Origin of the sequence: Deinococcus aquaedulcis (assembly GCF_019693445.1) — a bacterium.
Classification (GTDB): domain Bacteria; phylum Deinococcota; class Deinococci; order Deinococcales; family Deinococcaceae; genus Deinococcus; species Deinococcus aquaedulcis.
In genome coordinates this window covers 1-18,238 of the sequence record NZ_JAHRBL010000035.1, presented here as the reverse complement: position 1 = coordinate 18,238, position 18,238 = coordinate 1, and the positions used below count along the sequence as shown (strand labels likewise).

The window sequence follows — 18,238 nt, the reverse complement described above, 5'->3', positions numbered from 1 at the left end:
GTAGGCGTGCCCCCGCTTCGGGTTCTTCGGCAGCAGCGGCGACAGTATGGCCCACTGCTGCTCCGTCAAATCCGTCCGTCCCATGCCGTTATCCTGCCAAATTCAGCCAGACAGACCCTAGGGGCAGACGCCGTGGAGCAGGGCCCCTTGCTAGACTGAAGCTCTGTTGCCTGAGTCTGCCGCTTCCTCCCGCTCTGGTACCCCCCAGGCCAGTGACCTGCCGCTGGCCGCGCTGGCCACCCTGCTGGCCGCCAGCGACGACGCCCTGTTCGTCCTGGACGGCCAGGGCCACTTCGTGTATGCCAACGACGCCGCAGGGGCGCTGGTGGGGCGGGGCGGCACGGAACTGCTGGGCCTGTCCCTGGAAACCGATTTCGCCCACGCCTTCAGCCCGCGCTGGCCCGAAGAGAGTCGCCGCGCCCGCCAGGAAGGCCGCCGGGTGGAATACGACGCCTTCAACCCTTCGCTGGGCGGCTGGGTGCGGGTGCAGGTCACCCCACACGGGGAACACCTCGCCGTGCAGCTGCGCGACGTGAGTGCCCAGCACCGCTCGGCCGCGCTGCAGGAAGTCACGGCGGCCCTGGCACGGGTGAACAGCCTGGAGGAAGTGGTGCAGGTCACCCTGCGCGAAACGGCGGCGGCGGCTGGTGCCTACATGGCGGCGCTGGTGCGCCCTGCCGCCGACGGCGAGCACCTGGAACTGGTGGGCGAAAACGGGTACTCGCCCGAACTACGCGCCCGCTTTACCCGTTTTCCTGTGGCCCTGGACATCCCCCCCTGCGAGGTGGCGCGCAGCGGCCAGGCCACCTACGTGGAGGGCGACACCTTTGATGCGCGCTACCCCGGCTCGGTGGGGGTGCGGGCCGAGCAGACCCGCAGCATGGCGGCGCTGCCCCTGCAGGTTGACGGCCAGCTGTGGGGCGTGCTGGCCCTGAGCTTCCGGGAGGCGCGGCGGTTCCGGCCGCCCGAGCGCGCGTTCTTCGAGGCGCTGGTGGGGCAGTGTGCCCAGGCGCTCAGCCGCGTGCGGGCCCAGGCCCGGCTGCAGGACGAAGCCGAGGCGCTGCGGCAGCTCAACCGCAGCGGGCAGATGGTGGCCGCCGAACTGGACCTGGGGCGCATGGTGCAGGCGGTGACCGACGCGGGTGTGCAGCTGAGCGGTGCACAGTTCGGGGCCTTTTTTTACAACGTGGTGGGCGACGGCCAGGAAAGCTACATGCTCTACACCCTGTCCGGGGTGCCCAGAGAGGCGTTCTCGAAGTTTCCCATGCCACGCAACACCCAGATTTTTGCGCCCACCTTCAGCGCCCAGGGGGTGGTGCGCTCTAATGACATCACGCAGGACCCGCGCTACGGCCACAACGCCCCCCACCACGGGATGCCCGCCGGGCACCTGCCGGTGCGCAGTTATCTGGCGGTGCCGGTGGTGTCGCGCTCCGGCGAGGTGATGGGCGGGCTGTTTTTCGGGCACGCCGAGACCGGGGTCTTTACCGAGCGCGCCGAGGAACTGCTGCTGGCCCTGGCGGCGCAGGCGGCGGTGGGCATGGACAATGCCCGGCTCTACCAGCAGCTGCAAGACAGCCACCGCCTGCTGGAAGAGCGGGTGGAGGCGCGCACCCGCGAGCTGGAAGCGCAGGCTGCCGCCTTGGAAGCGTTCGTGCGCTTTACCGAGGCCGCCGGCACCAGCACCGAGGTCTATACCCTGGCGCGCGAGGCGATGGGCGTGTTTCGCGGCTTCTTTGCCGAGTGCAGCGCCGCCTACTACGAGCGGGACGGCGACCTGTGGCGCGCGCAGGTGTGGACCGAGGACCTGGAACCAGCCGTCATCGAGAGCATCACGGCCGGCGTGCCGGTGGACGCCCCCACCTTCGCGGACGCCGCGCGCACGCGCGGGCCGGTGTTCGTGGACGGCTGGGACCCGACCCGTGAGCAGGTGGCCGCCACCGAGGCCTACGGCACCGTGGCCCTTTACCCGATGGTGGTGGAGGGCGAGGTGGTGGGCTTGCTGGCCGTGGGCCTGAAAGGCACCCAGCAGTGGTCCGAGCACGCGCGGGCGGTGGTGCGCTCCACCGGGCGCAGCCTGAACCTGTCGCTGGAACGCGCGGCCGTGTCGCTACAGCTGCAAAAGCAGCGCGACGCCCTGCAGGCCCGCACCCAGGCCCTGGAGGCCTTTGAGGGCCTGACCCGCAACCTCACGCTGGAAGCCGACCCCTACAGCCTGATCACGCGCGCCCAGCAGATCATGCTCTCGCTGCTGCCCGAGGGCTATTCCATCTACTGGGAGTGCGAGGGCGACCGCTGGCAGGCCAAGACCCAGCTGGGCGACCTGCGCAACGCCGAACTGCAGCGGCAGGTGGACGACGGATTTCCCTACGAGACCACGCGCACCGTGCGCCTGCCCTTTGAAACGGGCGAACCGCTGTATCAAGACGAGTACGACCGCACCAACGACAACTTGGACAGCACGGTGGCGCACATCAGCGCCACGGCCTCGCTGCCAGTGACGGTGGGCGGCCGGGTGCAGGGCGTGATCGTGGTAGGGCTGTTTGGCGCCCGGCACTGGACCGCCACTGACCGGGCGGTGCTGGCCACCGTGATGCGCAGCGTGGGGCTGACCCTGGAAGGCGCCGAGCACGCCCGCACACTGCAGGAGCGCACCCGCGAACTGGAACGCTCGAACGCCGATCTGGAACGCTTTGCCTACGTGGCGTCCCATGACCTGCAGGAGCCGCTGCGCACCATCGCCAGCTTTGCCGAACTGATTGAGCGCCGGTACGGCGGCGCGCTGGACGACCGGGGGCGGCAGTACCTGAATTTCGTGACGCGCGGCGCCGAGCGCATGAAGGTGCTGATTGACGACCTGCTGGTGTTCTCGCGCCTGAACGTGATCCGCGAGCCTCTGGCGCCCCTGGACCTGAATGGCCCGCTGCAGGACGCCCTGGACAGCCTGCACGGCGCCCTGGAACGCAGCGGCGCCCGCGTGACCAGCGCGCCGCTCCCGGAGGTGCTGGGCGTGCGTTCCGAACTGGCGCAGCTGTTTCAGAACCTGCTGGGCAACGCCATTAAGTTTCGCCGTGAGGGGGTGACGCCGCACATTGAGGTGCAGGCGCGCCCCGCCGAGGAGGGCGGCTGGCAGATTGAGGTGCGCGACAACGGCATTGGCTTTGAAGCCCACTACGCCGAGCGCATTTTCGAGATGTTCCAGCGCCTGCACGGCCGCGACCGCTTTGAAGGCACTGGCATGGGGCTGGCCATCGTGCGCAAGATTCTGGACCACCACGGCGGGCGGGTGTGGGCCACCTCGGTGCCGGGGCAGGGCAGCACCTTCACCTTCACGCTGCAGGCGGTAGGCGAGGGCCCCCAGGCGCCCAGGCCCGGCGCGTGACCCCGCCTCTGGTCCCCTCCCCCACCCTCAGCACCGGGCAGCAAGACGTGGTGACGCGCGCCGCCGAGGCCGTTCGCCTTCACACCGCCGCCTGCGAAGCCGCGCAGGACGTGACCCCGGACGCCGCCCAGGCGCTGCGCGAGAGTGGCTACACCCGCCTGACCCTGCCCCGTGCGGAGGGTGGCCTGGGGGCCTCGCTGGCCGCTTTTGCCCAGGCGCAGCTGACCCTGGGCGAGCAGGGGACCAGTCTCGCGCTGGTGCTGGCCATGCACGGGCATGTGACCGGCGCCGCGTTTCAGGGCCGCACTCTGCCGGACGAACTGCTCTCGGCCCTGGCGGGGGCGTGCCGGCGCGGTGAACTCGTCAATGCCCTGGCCAGCGAACCGGAGCTGGGCAGCCCATCGCGGGGGGGCCTGCCCCGGACCGCCGCCACGCCGGACGGCGCGGGCTGGCGGGTCAGCGGGCGCAAAACCTGGAGCACGGGCGCGCGGGCCCTGCACTGGGCGCTGGTGCAGGCGGCCCTGCCAGACGGCCGGGTGGGGCGTTTCTGGGTGGACCTGCGGGGCGAGGGGGTGCGCCTTGAGCCCACATGGCAGGGCGCCCTGGCCCTGCGCGGCAGCGGCAGCCACGACGTGGTGTTTCAGGGCGCGCCGGCCCCGCTGTGGGCCCCGGCCGAGCCCCATCCGGCGAGCAGCGCGTGGTTCTGGACCGCCGTGGCCGCCACCTACCTGGGCGTGGGCTTCGCGGCCCTGCACGCCCTGAGCGCCTATGCCCACGAGCGCGTGCCCACCGCCCTGGGCGCCCCGCTGGCCACCCTGCCGCGCCTGCAGGAGGGCGTAGGGCGCGTAGGCGCCGGGCTGCTGGCGGCGCGCGAACTGCTGTTTCACGCGGCTGTCCGCTGGGACGCGGCCCCGGGCCCAGACGCCCTGCCCCTGCTGGGCGCCGCCAAGGCCCTGTGCACGAACGCCGCCGTGGACGCCACCGACCACGCGCTGCGGCTGGCGGGCGGCGCGGCGCTGACCCCGGCCCTGCCGCTGGAACGGCTGCTGCGCGACGCCCGGGCAGGCCTGACCCATCCCCCGGCCGACGACCGGGCCTATGAGGCCCTGGGCGCGGCGCTGCTGGCGAGCCAGGGCCCGCCCCCATCCCCCACCCCGTAGGCGCGCGAAATGCGCCCCGGCGCACGGCACCTGCCCCCGCCCCCCGGGTACGATGCCCCGCAGGATGACGCCTGCGCTGCGCCTGGACCGGGGGACCCTCGTGATGACCGAGGTGCCCGCGCCCGTGCGTGACCACTTTCTCTGGGACGCGCGCAGCCAGTCGTGGCGGGCGCCGGGCCGGGCTTACCGCGCCGTGGTGGAGGCCCTGCGGGAAGCCGGCGTGCCCTTCCGCGACAGCGCCGCCGCCTTTGAGAAGCTGGACCTGGGCTTTGCGCGCGAGGTGACCCCCTACGTACACCAGACCCGGGCCCTGAACGCCTGGAAACGGGCCGGACGCCGGGGCGTGGTGGTGCTGCCCACGGGGGCAGGCAAGACGCTGGTAGCGCAACTGGCGCTGCGCGACACCCCCCGCAGCGCGCTGATCTGCGTGCCCACCCTGGACCTGCTGCACCAGTGGTATGCCGGGTTGGTGGCCGCCTTTCCAGACGGGCAGGTAGGCCTGCTGGGCGGCGGCAGCCACGACGAGACCCCGCTGCTGGTCAGCACCTACGATTCGGCGGCCATTCACGCCGAGACGCTGGCCGGGCGCTACGCCCTGCAGATTTTCGATGAAGCCCATCACCTGCCCAGCGACTTCACCCGCGTGATTGCCGAGATGGGCCTCGCCCCCTACCGCCTGGGCCTGACCGCCACGCCCAAGCGCAGCGACGGCCGCGAGCGCGACCTGGACACCCTGATTGGCCCGGTGGTGTTTCACGCCGCCCCCGAGGATCTGGCGGGCGAAACACTGGCGCCTTACAAGGAAGTGGTGATCCGCGTGTCGCTGAGCCCCTTCGAGCAGCGCCGCTACGACGACCTGATCGCGCAGCGCAACGAGTTCCTGCGCCTGAACGGCATTCGGCTGGGGTCCATTGACGGCTGGAAACAGTTCGTGATGAGCAGCGGCACCCCCCACGGCCGCCGCGCCATGCTGGCCCACCGCGAGGCCCGTTCGCTGGCTTACGGCACGGGCGGCAAGCTGCGGGTGCTCGAAGAGGTGCTGGCCAACCACCCGAAAGAGCGCACGCTGATTTTCACCGACGACAACGCCACCGTGTACCGGATCAGCCGCGAGTTCCTGATTCCGGCGATCACGCACCAGACGCCGGTGAAAGAGCGCCACGCCCTGCTGGAAAAATTCCGCTCTGGGGCGTACCGGGTGCTGGTGACCAGCCGCGTGCTGAACGAGGGCGTGGACGTGCCCGAAGCCAGCGTGGCGGTGGTGCTGTCTGGCACCGCCACCGAGCGCGAGCACATTCAGCGCCTGGGGCGGATTCTGCGCCGCGCGCCCGGCAAACAGGCGGTGCTGTACGAGGTGATCACCCAGGGCACCAGCGAGGAGCGCGTCAGCCAGCAGCGCCGGGGCCAGTGGAAAGCCCCCGCCGAGGACGACTTCGGGGTGCTCAATGCTTCCGACTGAGCTGCTGATGTTCCGGGTCAAGGCCGGGCTGGTGGAGCCCCGGCGCCTGAAACCCACCCCACAGAACCTCGCGCTGGCCGAAACCCTGATCGGCGCTTTTGAAGCCCACATCGGCAAGCGGCGCTTTGAGCTGGACGACGAACTGCGCACCCTCGAAGCGGGGCGTCAGGATTTCAAGGTGCTGCGCGGGCTGGCCCATCTGCTGACCAACCTGGGCACCTTTGAGGCCGCCGGGCCCGTGGAGCCAGGGGTGGTGCGCGCGCGCGTGTTCGAACTGGCGCAGGCGGGCGTGCCCAGCCGCCGCACGACCACGCTGGTGCTGGAACAGGCGGGCCGCTCGCTGGGCCTGGAGCGGCCCCTGAGCCCGGATGAGCTGACGGCCGCCCTCTACGCCGACCTGCCGGATCAGCAGACCCTGGTGGCCTTCGAGCCACCCGCGCCCCTGGAACTGATTCACCGCTACGACCTGGCGCAGGCACAAGGAACCCTCTACCGCGCCTCCGAACTGGTGATCACCGCGCGGCGCAATGAACCGGCGCGCTACAAGCAACTGCTGAAATACCTGAAGTTCTTTGGCCTGATGGCCACCGTGGAGGGTGACGCCAACCTGGGCTTTACCCTCACGCTGGACGGCCCCGCCAGTCTGTTCGGGCAGACCACGCGCTACGGCCTGAGCATGGCCAAGTTCCTGCCCGCGCTGCTGCATGTGACCAAATGGGACCTGAGTGCCACCCTCAAACCCCGGCGCGACCTCGCGTGGGTGGACCCTGCCGACACCGAGTGGTCCTTTCAGCTCACCAGCGAGGACGGGTACGTCAGCCACTACGCCCCGCCGCAGGAGCACGACAGCGCCCTGGAATCGGGGTTTACCGAACGCTTTGCCAAGCTGGACACGCCCTGGCAGCTGGAACGCGAGGTGGACCTGGTGCCGGTACCAGGCGGCGTGATTCTGCCGGATTTCCGGCTGGTGCAGGGAGAACGCTCGGTGCTGGTGGAAATCGTGGGCTACTGGCGCCCAGAGTATCTGCGCAAGAAATTCGAGCTGCTGCGCAAGGCTGGGCGCCGCGACGTGATCGTGTGCGTGAGCGAGCGCCTGAACCTGGAACGGGCTGGCGTGGACCCCAGCGATTTTGGCGACCGCGTGGTGTGGTTCAAAGGCGTGCTGAACCCCAAAGACGTGCTGGCCCTGGCCGAGCGCTACGCAGTGCGCGAAGGGGAATGAGCCAACGGAAGCGGGCACCCGTGGAAGGGTGCCCGGCAGGGTTCAGCGGTGGGGAAACTCACTCGGGCGTCCCGTCTTGGGGCACGCGGCCGGGGTACATCACGGGAATGGAGATCAGGGGCAGGGCAATCGCGGCCAGGGCAAACAGCAGTTCCATACCTTGCAGTGTGCCCCGGGGGCGGCGTGCGCAGATGACGTGACCTTCAGTCAGTCTGGAGCGGCCCTTGAGCGGGCGTAGAGCGGAGCTTCAGTCTGGCGTCAGCAAGCTGACCAAGTGGGATTTTCGTCGTGCATGGCGTCACATTCTGTCCACGCCGTACACTGGGCGTATGACCCCGGACGAGGCGCGGGCGCTGCTGCTGGCCTGCTTTCAGGAGGCCCTGGCCGCCACCGCGCCGGGACGGTTGCTGGCGCCGCACCTGCAAGGGACGGCGCCCAGCTTCATCCTGGCCGTGGGCAAGGCGGCGGCCCCCATGCTGGCGGCGGCGCTGGAGGTCTACCCCGACGTGCCGGCCCTGGCCGTGCTACCAGATGGCGCCCCCGTGCCTACGTGGCCCGCCCATGTGGCCGTGCGCCGCGCTGGGCACCCGTACCCCGACGCCCGCAGCGTGGCCGCCGCCGAGGAAGCCCTGCGTGCGCTGACCGCCCTGGGGCCACAGGACGAGGCGCTGGTGCTGCTGTCGGGCGGGGGCAGCGCCCTGCTGTGTGCGCCGCGCGGCGTGACCCTGGCCCAGAAGGCCGCCCTCAGCGCCGAGCTGATGCGTGCCGGAGCCGACATCCACGCCCTGAACACCGTGCGCCGCCACCTGTCGCGCGTGAAGGGCGGCCAGCTGGCGGCAGCCACCCGCGCCCGGGTGCGCACGTGGCTGCTCAGCGACGTGGTAGGCGACGACCCAGCCACCATCGCCAGCGGCCCCACGGTGCCCGACCCCAGCACCTTTGCCGACGCCCTGGCGGTGCTGGACCGTTTTGGGGTGGCGGCACCGGAGGCCCGGGCCGTTCTGGAAGCGGGCGCCCGGGGTGAACACGAGGACACACCCACAGCTCTGCCCCACACCCACGCCCAGGTGATCGGCGGAAACCGCGACCTGCTGCGGGCGGCGCAGGCGGCCCTGCAGGCCCGGGGCTTCCCGGCGGTGATCCTGGGCGACACCTTCACGGGCGAGGCGCGCGAGCTGGCTGCCTTTCATGGAGCCCTGGTCCGCAGCGTGCAGGTGTGCGGCACGCCCTGGCCTGCCCCGGTGGCCCTCCTCTCGGGCGGCGAGGCCACCGTGACGGTGCGGGGCAGCGGTCACGGCGGGCGGAACACCGAATTCGCGCTGGCCCTGGCGCTGGCTGGCCTGGGGGTCTACGCCCTCTCGGCTGGCTCGGACGGGGTGGATGGCACCAGTGGCGGCGCGGGCGCCCTGGTCACACCGGACACGCTGGCTCGCGCCGGGGCCCTGGGTCTGGACCCCCAGCGGGCGCTGCGCGAGAACGACGCTGGCTCATTTTTTGCCGCGCTGGGCGATCTGGTGGTCACCGGCCCCACCGGGCAAAACCTGAATGATCTGCGGATGGTGCTGGTGCCCGGCCCGGCACTGGCGTAACCCGGCCCCTGTACAACCCCCACCCCCTGTCCAGGATTCTGTACCTCAAATGCGGCCCGGCGCGTTTGGGGCACCCCCTACGCTGACAGGGTGATGAAGAAACGCGCACTTACCATCGCCGCGCTGAGCGCGGCCCTGCTGCTGGGCGGCGCCACGGTGGCCGTCGTGGCGGCCCAGCAGACCCAGAAAGACGTGCAGGCCCAATTGGGCCGCACCCAGAAAGCCCTGACCGAAAGCGGGCTGGCGCGCATGGTCAGTGAGCCCTACCAGGGGACGGCCTTTGGCGGCACCCAGGTCACGACCATTACCCTGATGCCTGAAACCGCCGATCCTATGGTGATCAAGCTGAACAGCCGCGTGTACAACGGTCCGTTTCCGCAAGGCAAACGCTTTGGGGCGGCCACCGTGATCACCGACGTGCAGTTCGAGCCTGGAGTGCAGGCCGAGCTGGACCGGGCATTTGGCGGCCAGAAGATCTCGCTGCGCACCGACATTCAGTTCGGCGGCAACAGCGTGACGACGTTCAATGTGCCGGCCGGCACCATCACGGCGGAGGGGACCACCATGCGCTGGCAGGCCGCCAGCGGCACGGTGCGCGCCACCGAACGCGAGGTGCTCTCGGCCGGGCAGTGGCCGGGGCTGCTGATTGAAGACAAGGACATGCGGCTGACCATGGGCGCGACCAGCTGGCAGCTGAATGCCAGCCAGCAGCCGGACACGCTGGGCGACGGCAAGGCGCAGTTCACCCTGGCCAGCCTAGAGGCCGGTGCCCCAGGCGGGCAGGCCCTGAAACTGGACCGCCTGACCGTGACCTCCACGACCCGCAGCCAGGGGCCGCTGATGAGTTCGGCGGTGGGCTACGGCGCCGAGCGTCTGGAAGTGGCGGGCAAGACGCTGAACAAGCTGCAGCTGAACGTGACCCTGAACAATCTGGACCGCAAGGCCATGGAGCAGCTCAGCGCCCTGACCCGGACCGAGAAGATGCCTGAGGACGCGGCGGTCAATGCCCTGATCACCGCGCTGCTGAAGGCCGGGCCCACTCTGGTGCTGGACCGTCTGTCGGTGGGGCAGGGCAAGGACGAGGTGAAATTCACTGGGCAGGTGGGGTTCAAGGGCGCACCCACCACCGACTGGGCGGCCGTGCTGGACAGTCCCGAACTGCTGATGGGCCTGCTGGATGTGCGCCTGCACGGTGAGGGCGAGGCGCAGGCTCTGAACACCCTGGCGGCCACCCTGGCGCCCGATCCCAGCATGGCCCAGGGGCTTATACAGGCCGGCGAGGAGAACGGCCTGCTGGTGCGCCGGGGCTCTCGTCTGGTCACCGACCTGAACATGGATCAGGCGGGCCTGAAGGTGAACGGTCAGCCGCTGCAGTAAGCGCTCTTCCCAAGGCGCGCCCAGCCAGCTTCAACCGGCTGGGCGCCGCTGTATCTGGACGCGCCTATTAGTGGACCCGGGCAGCAGGGCACAGGGCTTGCTCGCGCCACCTCGCACAGGCGGGACTTGGAACAGGCGGGATCGGCCGCTGTCTGGCAGCGGCCTATTCCCCTTTTGAATCGGCCCACAACCCAGCGCGACGCCCGGGCCCACCGCCCTTCAATGTCGCCCGCGCCGCTAGCCTCTGCAACGACTTATTTCTTCGCTGCAGCCGCCCTCCGGGGCTCAGCCCTCGTCCAGCGCCACAAAGCGTAGGTCCAGGCCGGGCAGGCGCTGGATGAAGGTATCCAGCAGATGCAGGGCGCCGACCAGATCGCGTTCGTCCACCACCTCCACGGGGCTGTGGGTGTAGCGGTTGGCCACCGACACGGTGCCGGCAGGAATGCCGTGGCCGCTGTACTGCAGCGCGCCTGCGTCGGTACCAATGCCGCGCAGCAGTTCGTGCTGGATGGGCACGCCGCTGGCATCGGCGGCGGCGATCAGCCCCCGCCGGACGGCCGGGTGGGCCAGCGCAGAGAAATCCATCACCTTGACCGCTGGGCCGCTGCCCAGACCCAGATGACAGGCCCCAAACTCCGGGGTGTCGTCGGCAGCCGTCATGTCCAGGGCCAGGGCCACGTCAGCAACGTGGGCCTGGGCCACCGCCTGGGCCCCGCGCAGGCCTACCTCTTCCTGCACAGTGAACGCAAAAATCACGGTCACGGGGGGCGGCGTGTCCTGATAGTGCTCGAGCAGCGCCAGCAGCACGGCGCACCCGGCGCGGTCATCCACCGCGTGCGCGGTGTAGCGCCCGGTGTTCACCCCCAGTTCGGTCAGGATGCCCACAAAGCCCACCGGGTCGCCCAGTTGCACGCCCATGCCCACCGCTTCGTCTGCACTGCGCGCGCCGATGTCCACGTACAGTTCGGGGTGCGGCACCACGCGCTGGCGGTCCGCGTCGGTGAGCAGGTGGGCGCTCTTGGTGCCAATCACGCCCAGCAGCCGTGACTGCTGGGTGCGCACCCACACGCGCTGGGCCGGCAGAATGCGGTCATCGGTGCCGCCCACCTTGTCCAGCCGCAAAAAGCCGCCCGGGGTAATCTGCCGCACCCGGAAACCCACCTCGTCCATGTGGGCGGCCAGCAGCAGGCGCCGGGCGCCTTCGGCGGCGGCGCGGCGCACAGCAATCACGTTGCCAAAGGCGTCCACGCGCACCTCGTCGGCCAGGGCAGAAGCCGCGCGGTACACCGCCCGCACCACGTCCCCTTCGCTGCCGCTGGGGCCGGTCAGGCGAACCAGTTGGCGCAGGTGGGCAATCACGGGGGGCTCACTGCGCTCCCGGTCCGGGGCCAGAGACAGGGGGTGGTCTGACATCCCGCCATTAGACCGCACGCGGGGCCCTGGCCCCTTGAGCAAGCCCTTAGGCGCAGCCAGAGGCCCACATTCAGTCAACCTTGTGAGTCCCGGTGCCGGGCTGGGCGGGCCCCACATACTGCGGGGCGATGACACTTCCCGAACCCCTTGGCTTCGTGCAGGTGCGCGGCGCGCGGGAACACAACCTCAAGGACGTGTCCCTGCAGCTGCCCAGAGACGCCCTGGTGGTGTTTACCGGGGTCTCGGGCTCTGGCAAGTCGTCGCTGGCGTTTGGCACCCTGTATGCCGAGGCGCAGCGGCGCTACCTGGAATCGGTCTCGCCCTACGCCCGGCGCCTGTTTCACCAGGTGGGCGCGCCGGATGTAGACGCCATTGACGGCCTGCCCCCAGCGGTGGCCCTGCAGCAGCAGCGCGGCGCGCCCAGCACCCGCTCCTCGGTGGGCAGCGTGACCACCCTGTCCAATCTGGTGCGCATGCTGTACTCCCGGGCCGGTGAATATCCCGAAGGGCAGGGGATCATTTACGCCGAGGGCTTTTCGCCCAACACCCCGGAAGGGGCCTGTCCCCACTGCCACGGCCTGGGGCAGGTGTACGAGGTCACGGAAGCGTCCATGGTGCCGGACCCCTCGCTCACCATCCGGGAGCGGGCGGTGGCGGCGTGGCCGCAGGCCTGGGGCGGGCAGAACCAGCGCGACATTCTGGTGAGCCTGGGCATTGATGTAGACGTGCCGTGGCGCGACCTGCCGCAGGACACCCGCGACTGGATCCTGTTCACCGAGGAGCAGCCGGTGGTGCCGGTGTATCCGGGCCTCACGCCAGAGGACACCCGCCGGGCGGTGAAGCGCGGGCTGCCCCCCGGGTACATGGGCACCTTCAGCAGTGCGCGCCGGCACGTGCTGCACACGTTCGCCAACAGCGAGAGCGCTGCCATGAAACGGCGGGTGCAGGCGTACATGGTGTCGGCACCCTGCCCGGTGTGTCACGGCAAGCGCCTGCGCCCCGAAGCCCTGGCGGTGCGCTTTGCCGGGCTCGACATCACCGAGTTGTCGCGGCTGCCGCTTGAGGCCCTTTCGGCGCTGCTGCGCCCCTTTGCCCAGGGCAGCGGGCGCGGCCACGCCCAGTCGCAGGCCGCGCGCCCGGAGCAGGCCGCCGCGCAGGCGCGTATGGCTGCCGAGCTGTGCGCCCGCCTGGAGGTGCTGCTGGACCTGGGGCTGGGCTACCTGGGGCTGGACCGCTCTACCCCCACCCTGTCGCCCGGCGAACTGCAGCGCTTGCGGCTGGCCACGCAGTTGTACTCGCACCTGTTCGGCGTGGTGTACGTCCTGGATGAACCCTCCGCCGGCCTGCACCCCGCCGACACCGAGGCGCTGCTGGGCGCCTTAGACAGCCTGAAGGCCGCCGGCAACTCACTGTTCGTGGTGGAGCATGATCTGGATGTGGTGCGCCGCGCCGACTGGCTGGTGGACGTGGGCCCCGGCGCCGGAGAACAGGGCGGCGAGATTCTGTACAGTGGGCCGCCCAGCGGCCTGCAGGCGGTGGCGGCCTCTCAGACCGCGCGCTACCTCTTTGCTGGGCCACCGCCCGCTGCCCCAGAAGTCCGCACCCCGTCGGGCTGGCTCACGCTGAGTGGCGTGACGCGCCACAACCTGCGTGACCTGCAGGTGCGCTTTCCCCTGGGCGTGCTGACCAGCGTCACTGGCGTATCCGGCTCCGGGAAATCCACGCTGGTGAGTCAGGTGCTGGTGGATACCCTGGCCGCCCATCTGGGCCAGAGCGCACCCGCCGAAGACGATGAAGACCCGCAGACCCCAGCCGGCGTGACCGCGCAGCTGGGCGGCGACGTGGGCACCCTGTCGCGGCTGGTGCGGGTGGACCAGCGGCCGATTGGGCGCACCCCGCGCAGCAACCTCGCCACGTACACCGGCCTGTTTGACGACGTGCGCAAGCTGTTCGCCCAGACGCCCCTGGCCCGGCAGCGCCGCTACAGCGCCGGGCGCTTCTCGTTCAACGTGAAGGGGGGCCGCTGCGAACACTGCCAGGGCGAAGGCTGGGTGATGGTTGAGCTGCTGTTCCTGCCCAGCGTGTATGCCCCCTGCCCGGTGTGCCACGGCGCCCGCTACAACGCCCAGACCCTGGAGGTGGAATACCGGGGCAACACCATTGCCCAGGTGCTGAACCTGACCGTGGACGCGGCCTGGACCTTTTTTCAAGAGGACGCGGCCGTGTTCCGCGCGCTGGACACCCTGCGGGAAGTGGGACTGGGGTACCTGCGCCTGGGGCAGCCCGCCACCGAACTGTCCGGCGGAGAGGCGCAGCGCATCAAGCTGGCCACTGAACTGCAGCGCGCCGGGCGCGGCCACACGGTATACGTGCTGGACGAACCCACCACCGGCCTGCACCCCGCCGATGTGGAGCGGCTGCGCCGCCAGCTGTTCCGGCTGGTCGAGGCCGGTCACACGGTCATTGCCGTGGAGCACGACATGCAACTCGTGAGCGCCAGCGACTGGGTGATTGACATTGGGCCGGGCGCTGGGGACAAAGGGGGGCAGATCGTGGCCCAGGGCACCCCGCAGGAGGTGGCGCAGGTTGTTGAGAGCCGCACGGCGCCCTACCTCGCCCGCGCGTTGCAGCCTCACACCTGAGTCGCAGCAGAAGCGGATGGCTGCAGAGGCAGTGTTCAGGCGCCTACGCTCGCGGGCTTGACTGCTGAACGAACCCCTGTTCGGCCGGTCAGCGGTGCCCGAGGGCCAAGTGGCGGAGCACGGGAAGGTCGCGGGGGCTTCCAGTTCGCGGCCTTACTCAGTGGCCGGCTCTTCGGGACCAGGATGACGAGCGCTGTCCATCAAGCATGCCTGCATCCGCCAAGTCTTACCGTTGGCCGCGCAAGGCGCCTCTCCCAGTTGGCTTCCTCGGTGGGCCTCAGGAATCGATTTCAGCTGAGGCAGTTACAACCCCTGGTCATGCCTTGGGGCGCCGGAGGGGTGGGTCGCCTGCAGGCTCAGCCTGTGGCGCACGGTGCTTCACGCCCAGCAACTGGGCGCGGCACCGCGCCACCAGCGCCCGCAAGGCGCGAATGACGAAGCGAGAGGCCCGCTGTCTGTGGCGACCCTGGTGTGGTTGTCGTCTGCCCTGCTCACTCACCGACCGGAGCAGTGCGGCGGCTGAGGCCCTTGAGGGTCGGCTCAAGGGCGTGATGTGGGTGCCGGGGCACCAGGGCGGTGGGTCACCGTAACGTTCCCGCGCAAGCAGGGGGCAGTTCCGAACCCGCTTTAAGCCGGCTGTCATGGGACTGCCAGGGTCAGGGCGTTCACTGGTCAGGTGGGAAGCCGCCGCCCGCGCGCTTTGCCACAGAGGAGATCGCGTGACCACCAGCCCGTCGTGGCCTCACCTCCCCAAGGTTTTTCAGGACCGGACAGAAGCCGGGCAGCTGCTGGGCGCAGTCCTGGCGGCCCGTGGCCCCTGGCCCAGCGCCGTGGTCCTGGCCCTGCCCCGGGGCGGCGTGCCGGTGGCGGCCGAGGTGGCGCGCGCGCTGCAGGTGCCGCTGGACGTCTTTGTGGTGCGCAAGTTGGGGCTGCCCACGGCCCCGGAAGTGGCGATGGGCGCTCTGGCCTCTGGGGGGGTGCAGTGGCTGAACGAGGCGCTGATGGCACGCCTGGGGGTCTCGGCCAGCGCGCTGGCGCAGGTGCAGGCCCGCGAGGCACAGGAACTGGCCCGCCGCGAGGCCCTGTACCGCGCTGGCCGGGGTCCCCTGAACTTAAGCGGCCACACGGCCCTGCTGGTGGACGACGGCCTGGCCACAGGCGCCACCATGCACGCGGCGGTGCAGGCCGGGCGGCTCCTGGGCGCGGGGCGGATCGTGGTGGCGGTGCCGGTGGCCCCACCCGAGACCTGTGCTGACCTGCGCGCCGAGGCCGACGAGGTGGTGTGCCTGCACACGCCGCCCCACTTTCAGGCCGTGGGCCAGTTCTACGGCGATTTCTCGCAAACCACCGACGCCGAGGTGCTGGCCCTGCTGGCTGGGCCCTGAGCCCACACCCTTTCGCACCTCGGCACCCCCGCCGAGGTTCCCACCTTCAGGAGGCTTTATGACGCAGGCCGAGAAAAAGAACGACCCCAATCACAAGCATGACCGCGACAACGACCCCAAGCCCGGCGGGCAGCGTGACCCCGGCAACGGCCAGCCCAGCGCTGACGAGAAGAACGGCGACGGCCGCCGCAATGGCAGTGAAAGTGGCGGCGGCCAGCGTGGGGGCAACGACGAGTAATTGGCGGTGATCGCCCCTTTTCCAGACCATGAGTCCAGGCCATTGAGGGGCGCCCCAGGCATACGATCCTGGGGCGCCTTTTTCCTCCGCTGCCTTATGGCGCGGGCGGCAGGTCGGGCACAGTGCCGCTGCAGTTGGCGTTGACGGCCAGCATCTGGCAGACCTTCTGCCCGGTGGCGTTCACACCCGCCGCGCCTGCCGGGGGCTTGGCATACACGCGCTCTTTCCAGATCTGCCACAGCATCATGCCGTCGCCGGGGCGGCCCTTGTTCTTCATGTAGGTGGCCAGCGTTTCCACGTTGTAGTACCGGGTGGCCTCATTGTTCGTGCCCGTGTTCATCTCGGCGTCGTAGACGGTGCCGGGCTCAGCGTTCAGCTTCAGAATGGCGCCGCCGCTGCCTTCCGGGGCCACCTCCAGGCCCATGGCAATGGGGCCGCTGTAGATGGCGCGGTAACTTTCATAGCCCTCGCGCGGGTCGTAGTAGGTGCCGCCGTCGTAGGACATGAGGTTCACGCGGTCAATCTTGGCGCCCAGGTCGCGCACCACGCGGTACATGGTGCCGCCGAAGGGGCTGCCCCACTGCACCTTGCCTTCTTCCCACGGGGTGCCTTTGACGTAGTAGGCCCCGGTGCTCCAGCCCGCAATGCTGATCTGCAGGTCCAGGCCCCGCGCAGCAATCTCGGCGTCCAGCGTGTTAATGATGCTCTTGATCTCAGCATCCTTGGTGCAGGCAAACTGCGCGGCGTCCAGTTTGTTGCAGTTGCTGCCACTGGATTCCCAGTCAATGTCCACGCCACTGGCGCCCAGATCCTGCGCAAGGTCCACCACGCGCGCGGCGTTGAAGTTGCTCCACTGGCTGCCCTGGCTGTACGACCAACCCCCCACACTCACCCAGACCCGCGTGCCCCGCGCTTTCAGGGCGGCAATGTTGTTGCGCAGCGTCTGGGCCTGCGCAGCCGTGAATTTGCGCTGCCCGTTGGGCGTGCTGGCCCCCTCGGCAAACTCAAAGCCCGCCACCGCCTGATCAAAAGCGTAGCTGCCCTTGACATAGGTGGTGTCTGGCCGCGCGAAGGACAGGTTCAGATCCGTGTAGTAGGGCGGAATGTTGCTCGTGGTCAGGTCGCCCACGCTGGTCTGCCATGTGCCCGCGTAGCCCACGTAAATGGCCTTGCCCGTGGGCGGAGGCGGGGTGGTACCGGAGATGTTGACGGTGACGGAGGCCGAAGCCGACCGGGTATTGCTCGCCGCATCAAACGCCTTGGCCGTGTACGTCCGCGTGCCATTGTTCGCACTGCTGACCGTCTCCGTGGCGGTATACGGCGCCGTCGTATCGGTACTCAGCAAGGTCGAGCCCTGATAGAACTCCACCTTCGTCACCCCCACGTTATCGCTCGCCGCCGCACTCAAACTAACGGTGCCTGCACTGGTGACCGTGCTGGGACTGGCGGTGAGGCTCACCGTGGGGGCGGTGGTATCACCCGTCGGCGGGGTGGTGGTGCCCGAGCAACTGGCGCCGTTGAGGGTACAGGTGTTGACGCCGCTCAGTTGACCGGTGCCGTCGTAGCCGATGGTGACACTGCCGCCGGCAGGAATAGTGGCGCCGCCCCAGCTGTTGGGGGTGATGGTGTACAGCCCCGTGCTGTCCTTGGCGATGCTGCCCCCGGCACCCCAGACGGAGGCGCCCGCAGCGGCGTTGCCATTGAACTTGAACTTCAGGGTCCAGCCGGTGATGGCGGTGGTGCCAGGGTTGCGCAGGGTGATGCGGCCCGTGAAGCCCGTGTCCCACGCCCCCGTGCTGTCAAACGTTGCCGTCAGCCCCGTCGCCTGCGCCTGTAAGGCCGGTCTGGTCGCCTGGGGCACGCCGGGGTTGGGCACCTGTGAACAGGCTGCGAGCGCCAACAGCGCGGTCAGCAGCCATTGAGGCCGGGGATGGGAACGGGGGTATCGGAACACAGGGGTCCTCCTTCGGGACAAAGCCGTGCGACAGGGGCCGCCGACGCGATTGTCGGCTGGAGCTGGGTTGGGGGAACTGACCCCATTCATACCCCAATCGAGATGACAAGTATGAAAATTAATTTCTAAAATCTAGACAGGTGAGAAGGCTTGCTTGTAAACATAGTTCGCCCCAAACGTGTTTTTTGCCGCCGGATAGGCTACCTCTCCCGATGTAGAGATCAAAGATTTCAACCTGCACGCCTACGGGGTTGAAAATTATTTCCATTCAACCTTGTGACTTCTGGTGGATGAGGCTCAGGAGTTGCACCTGCATAACAGCAGGAGAGCGCTCCCAGCCGGGAGACTCTGGGAGTGTCTACGTCACAGATTCCGGGGGAGCGCGTTCGCATTCTGGCAGATGCATTTCTGGCCATC

General features: G+C 69.4%; 11 protein-coding genes. 9 read left to right on the top strand and 2 right to left on the bottom strand.

The window, feature by feature from the left end:
- Nucleotides 1–166 precede the first annotated feature (166 nt).
- The 6 genes from KMW22_RS18670 (at nt 167) to KMW22_RS18645 (ending at nt 10,189) form a co-directional block, all read left to right on the top strand.
- On the top strand, nt 167–3,382 hold the full coding sequence (locus KMW22_RS18670) for a GAF domain-containing protein (RefSeq protein WP_235693136.1): 3,216 nt from the start codon (nt 167–169) through the stop codon (nt 3,380–3,382).
- Complete coding sequence (locus KMW22_RS18665) at nt 3,379–4,542, top strand: acyl-CoA dehydrogenase family protein (protein ID WP_328774763.1); 1,164 nt, start codon at nt 3,379–3,381, stop codon at nt 4,540–4,542. The genes KMW22_RS18670 and KMW22_RS18665 overlap by 4 nt, the downstream gene beginning before the upstream one ends.
- Nucleotides 4,543–4,606: 64 nt before the next feature.
- Nucleotides 4,607–6,001, top strand: coding sequence for a DEAD/DEAH box helicase family protein (locus KMW22_RS18660; RefSeq protein ID WP_221091533.1), 1,395 nt, complete (start codon nt 4,607–4,609; stop codon nt 5,999–6,001).
- Nucleotides 5,988–7,223: a DUF790 family protein gene (locus KMW22_RS18655; RefSeq protein ID WP_221091532.1), complete on the top strand. Its 1,236-nt coding sequence runs from the start codon at nt 5,988–5,990 to the stop codon at nt 7,221–7,223. The genes KMW22_RS18660 and KMW22_RS18655 overlap by 14 nt, the downstream gene beginning before the upstream one ends.
- A gap of 329 nt (nt 7,224–7,552) precedes the next feature.
- Complete coding sequence (locus tag KMW22_RS18650) at nt 7,553–8,812, top strand: glycerate kinase type-2 family protein (RefSeq protein ID WP_221091531.1); 1,260 nt, start codon at nt 7,553–7,555, stop codon at nt 8,810–8,812.
- Between the two features lie 93 nt (nt 8,813–8,905).
- Complete coding sequence (locus KMW22_RS18645; protein WP_221091530.1) at nt 8,906–10,189, top strand: DUF945 family protein; 1,284 nt, start codon at nt 8,906–8,908, stop codon at nt 10,187–10,189.
- A 285-nt stretch (nt 10,190–10,474) separates the two neighbouring features.
- On the opposite strand, the gene KMW22_RS18640 is transcribed toward KMW22_RS18645, so the two are convergent.
- Nucleotides 10,475–11,602, bottom strand: a complete 1,128-nt coding sequence (locus KMW22_RS18640) for a M42 family metallopeptidase (RefSeq protein WP_221091529.1) — start codon at nt 11,600–11,602, stop codon at nt 10,475–10,477.
- A gap of 128 nt (nt 11,603–11,730) precedes the next feature.
- Here KMW22_RS18640 and KMW22_RS18635 point away from each other — a divergent pair, with 128 nt between their 5' ends.
- The 3 genes from KMW22_RS18635 to KMW22_RS18625 all read left to right on the top strand — a co-directional run bounded on the left by KMW22_RS18635 (nt 11,731) and on the right by KMW22_RS18625 (nt 15,867).
- Nucleotides 11,731–14,244 carry an excinuclease ABC subunit UvrA gene (locus KMW22_RS18635; RefSeq protein WP_221091528.1) on the top strand — a complete coding sequence of 838 codons (2,514 nt, stop codon included), beginning with the start codon at nt 11,731–11,733 and terminating at the stop codon, nt 14,242–14,244.
- A gap of 719 nt (nt 14,245–14,963) precedes the next feature.
- Nucleotides 14,964–15,629: a phosphoribosyltransferase gene (locus KMW22_RS18630; protein WP_328774762.1), complete on the top strand. Its 666-nt coding sequence runs from the start codon at nt 14,964–14,966 to the stop codon at nt 15,627–15,629.
- Between the two features lie 58 nt (nt 15,630–15,687).
- Entirely contained in the window at nt 15,688–15,867 is a 180-nt protein-coding gene (locus tag KMW22_RS18625; protein ID WP_221091526.1) for a hypothetical protein, read from the top strand.
- Nucleotides 15,868–15,961: 94 nt separating this feature from the next.
- On the opposite strand, the gene KMW22_RS18620 is transcribed toward KMW22_RS18625, so the two are convergent.
- The gene (locus KMW22_RS18620) at nt 15,962–17,821 is read right to left on the bottom strand and encodes a cellulose binding domain-containing protein (protein ID WP_328774761.1); all 1,860 of its coding nucleotides are present in this window, start codon (nt 17,819–17,821) and stop codon (nt 15,962–15,964) included.
- Nucleotides 17,822–18,238 lie beyond the last annotated feature (417 nt).

Coding starts and splice junctions, on each gene's coding strand:
- KMW22_RS18635 (WP_221091528.1), top strand. CDS start 11,731: ATGACACTTCCCGAACCCCTTGGCTTCGTGCAGGTGCGCGGCGCGCGG.
- KMW22_RS18640 (WP_221091529.1), bottom strand. CDS start 11,602: ATGTCAGACCACCCCCTGTCTCTGGCCCCGGACCGGGAGCGCAGTGAG.
- KMW22_RS18645 (WP_221091530.1), top strand. CDS start 8,906: ATGAAGAAACGCGCACTTACCATCGCCGCGCTGAGCGCGGCCCTGCTG.
- KMW22_RS18650 (WP_221091531.1), top strand. CDS start 7,553: ATGACCCCGGACGAGGCGCGGGCGCTGCTGCTGGCCTGCTTTCAGGAG.
- KMW22_RS18655 (WP_221091532.1), top strand. CDS start 5,988: ATGCTTCCGACTGAGCTGCTGATGTTCCGGGTCAAGGCCGGGCTGGTG.
- KMW22_RS18625 (WP_221091526.1), top strand. CDS start 15,688: ATGACGCAGGCCGAGAAAAAGAACGACCCCAATCACAAGCATGACCGC.
- KMW22_RS18660 (WP_221091533.1), top strand. CDS start 4,607: ATGACGCCTGCGCTGCGCCTGGACCGGGGGACCCTCGTGATGACCGAG.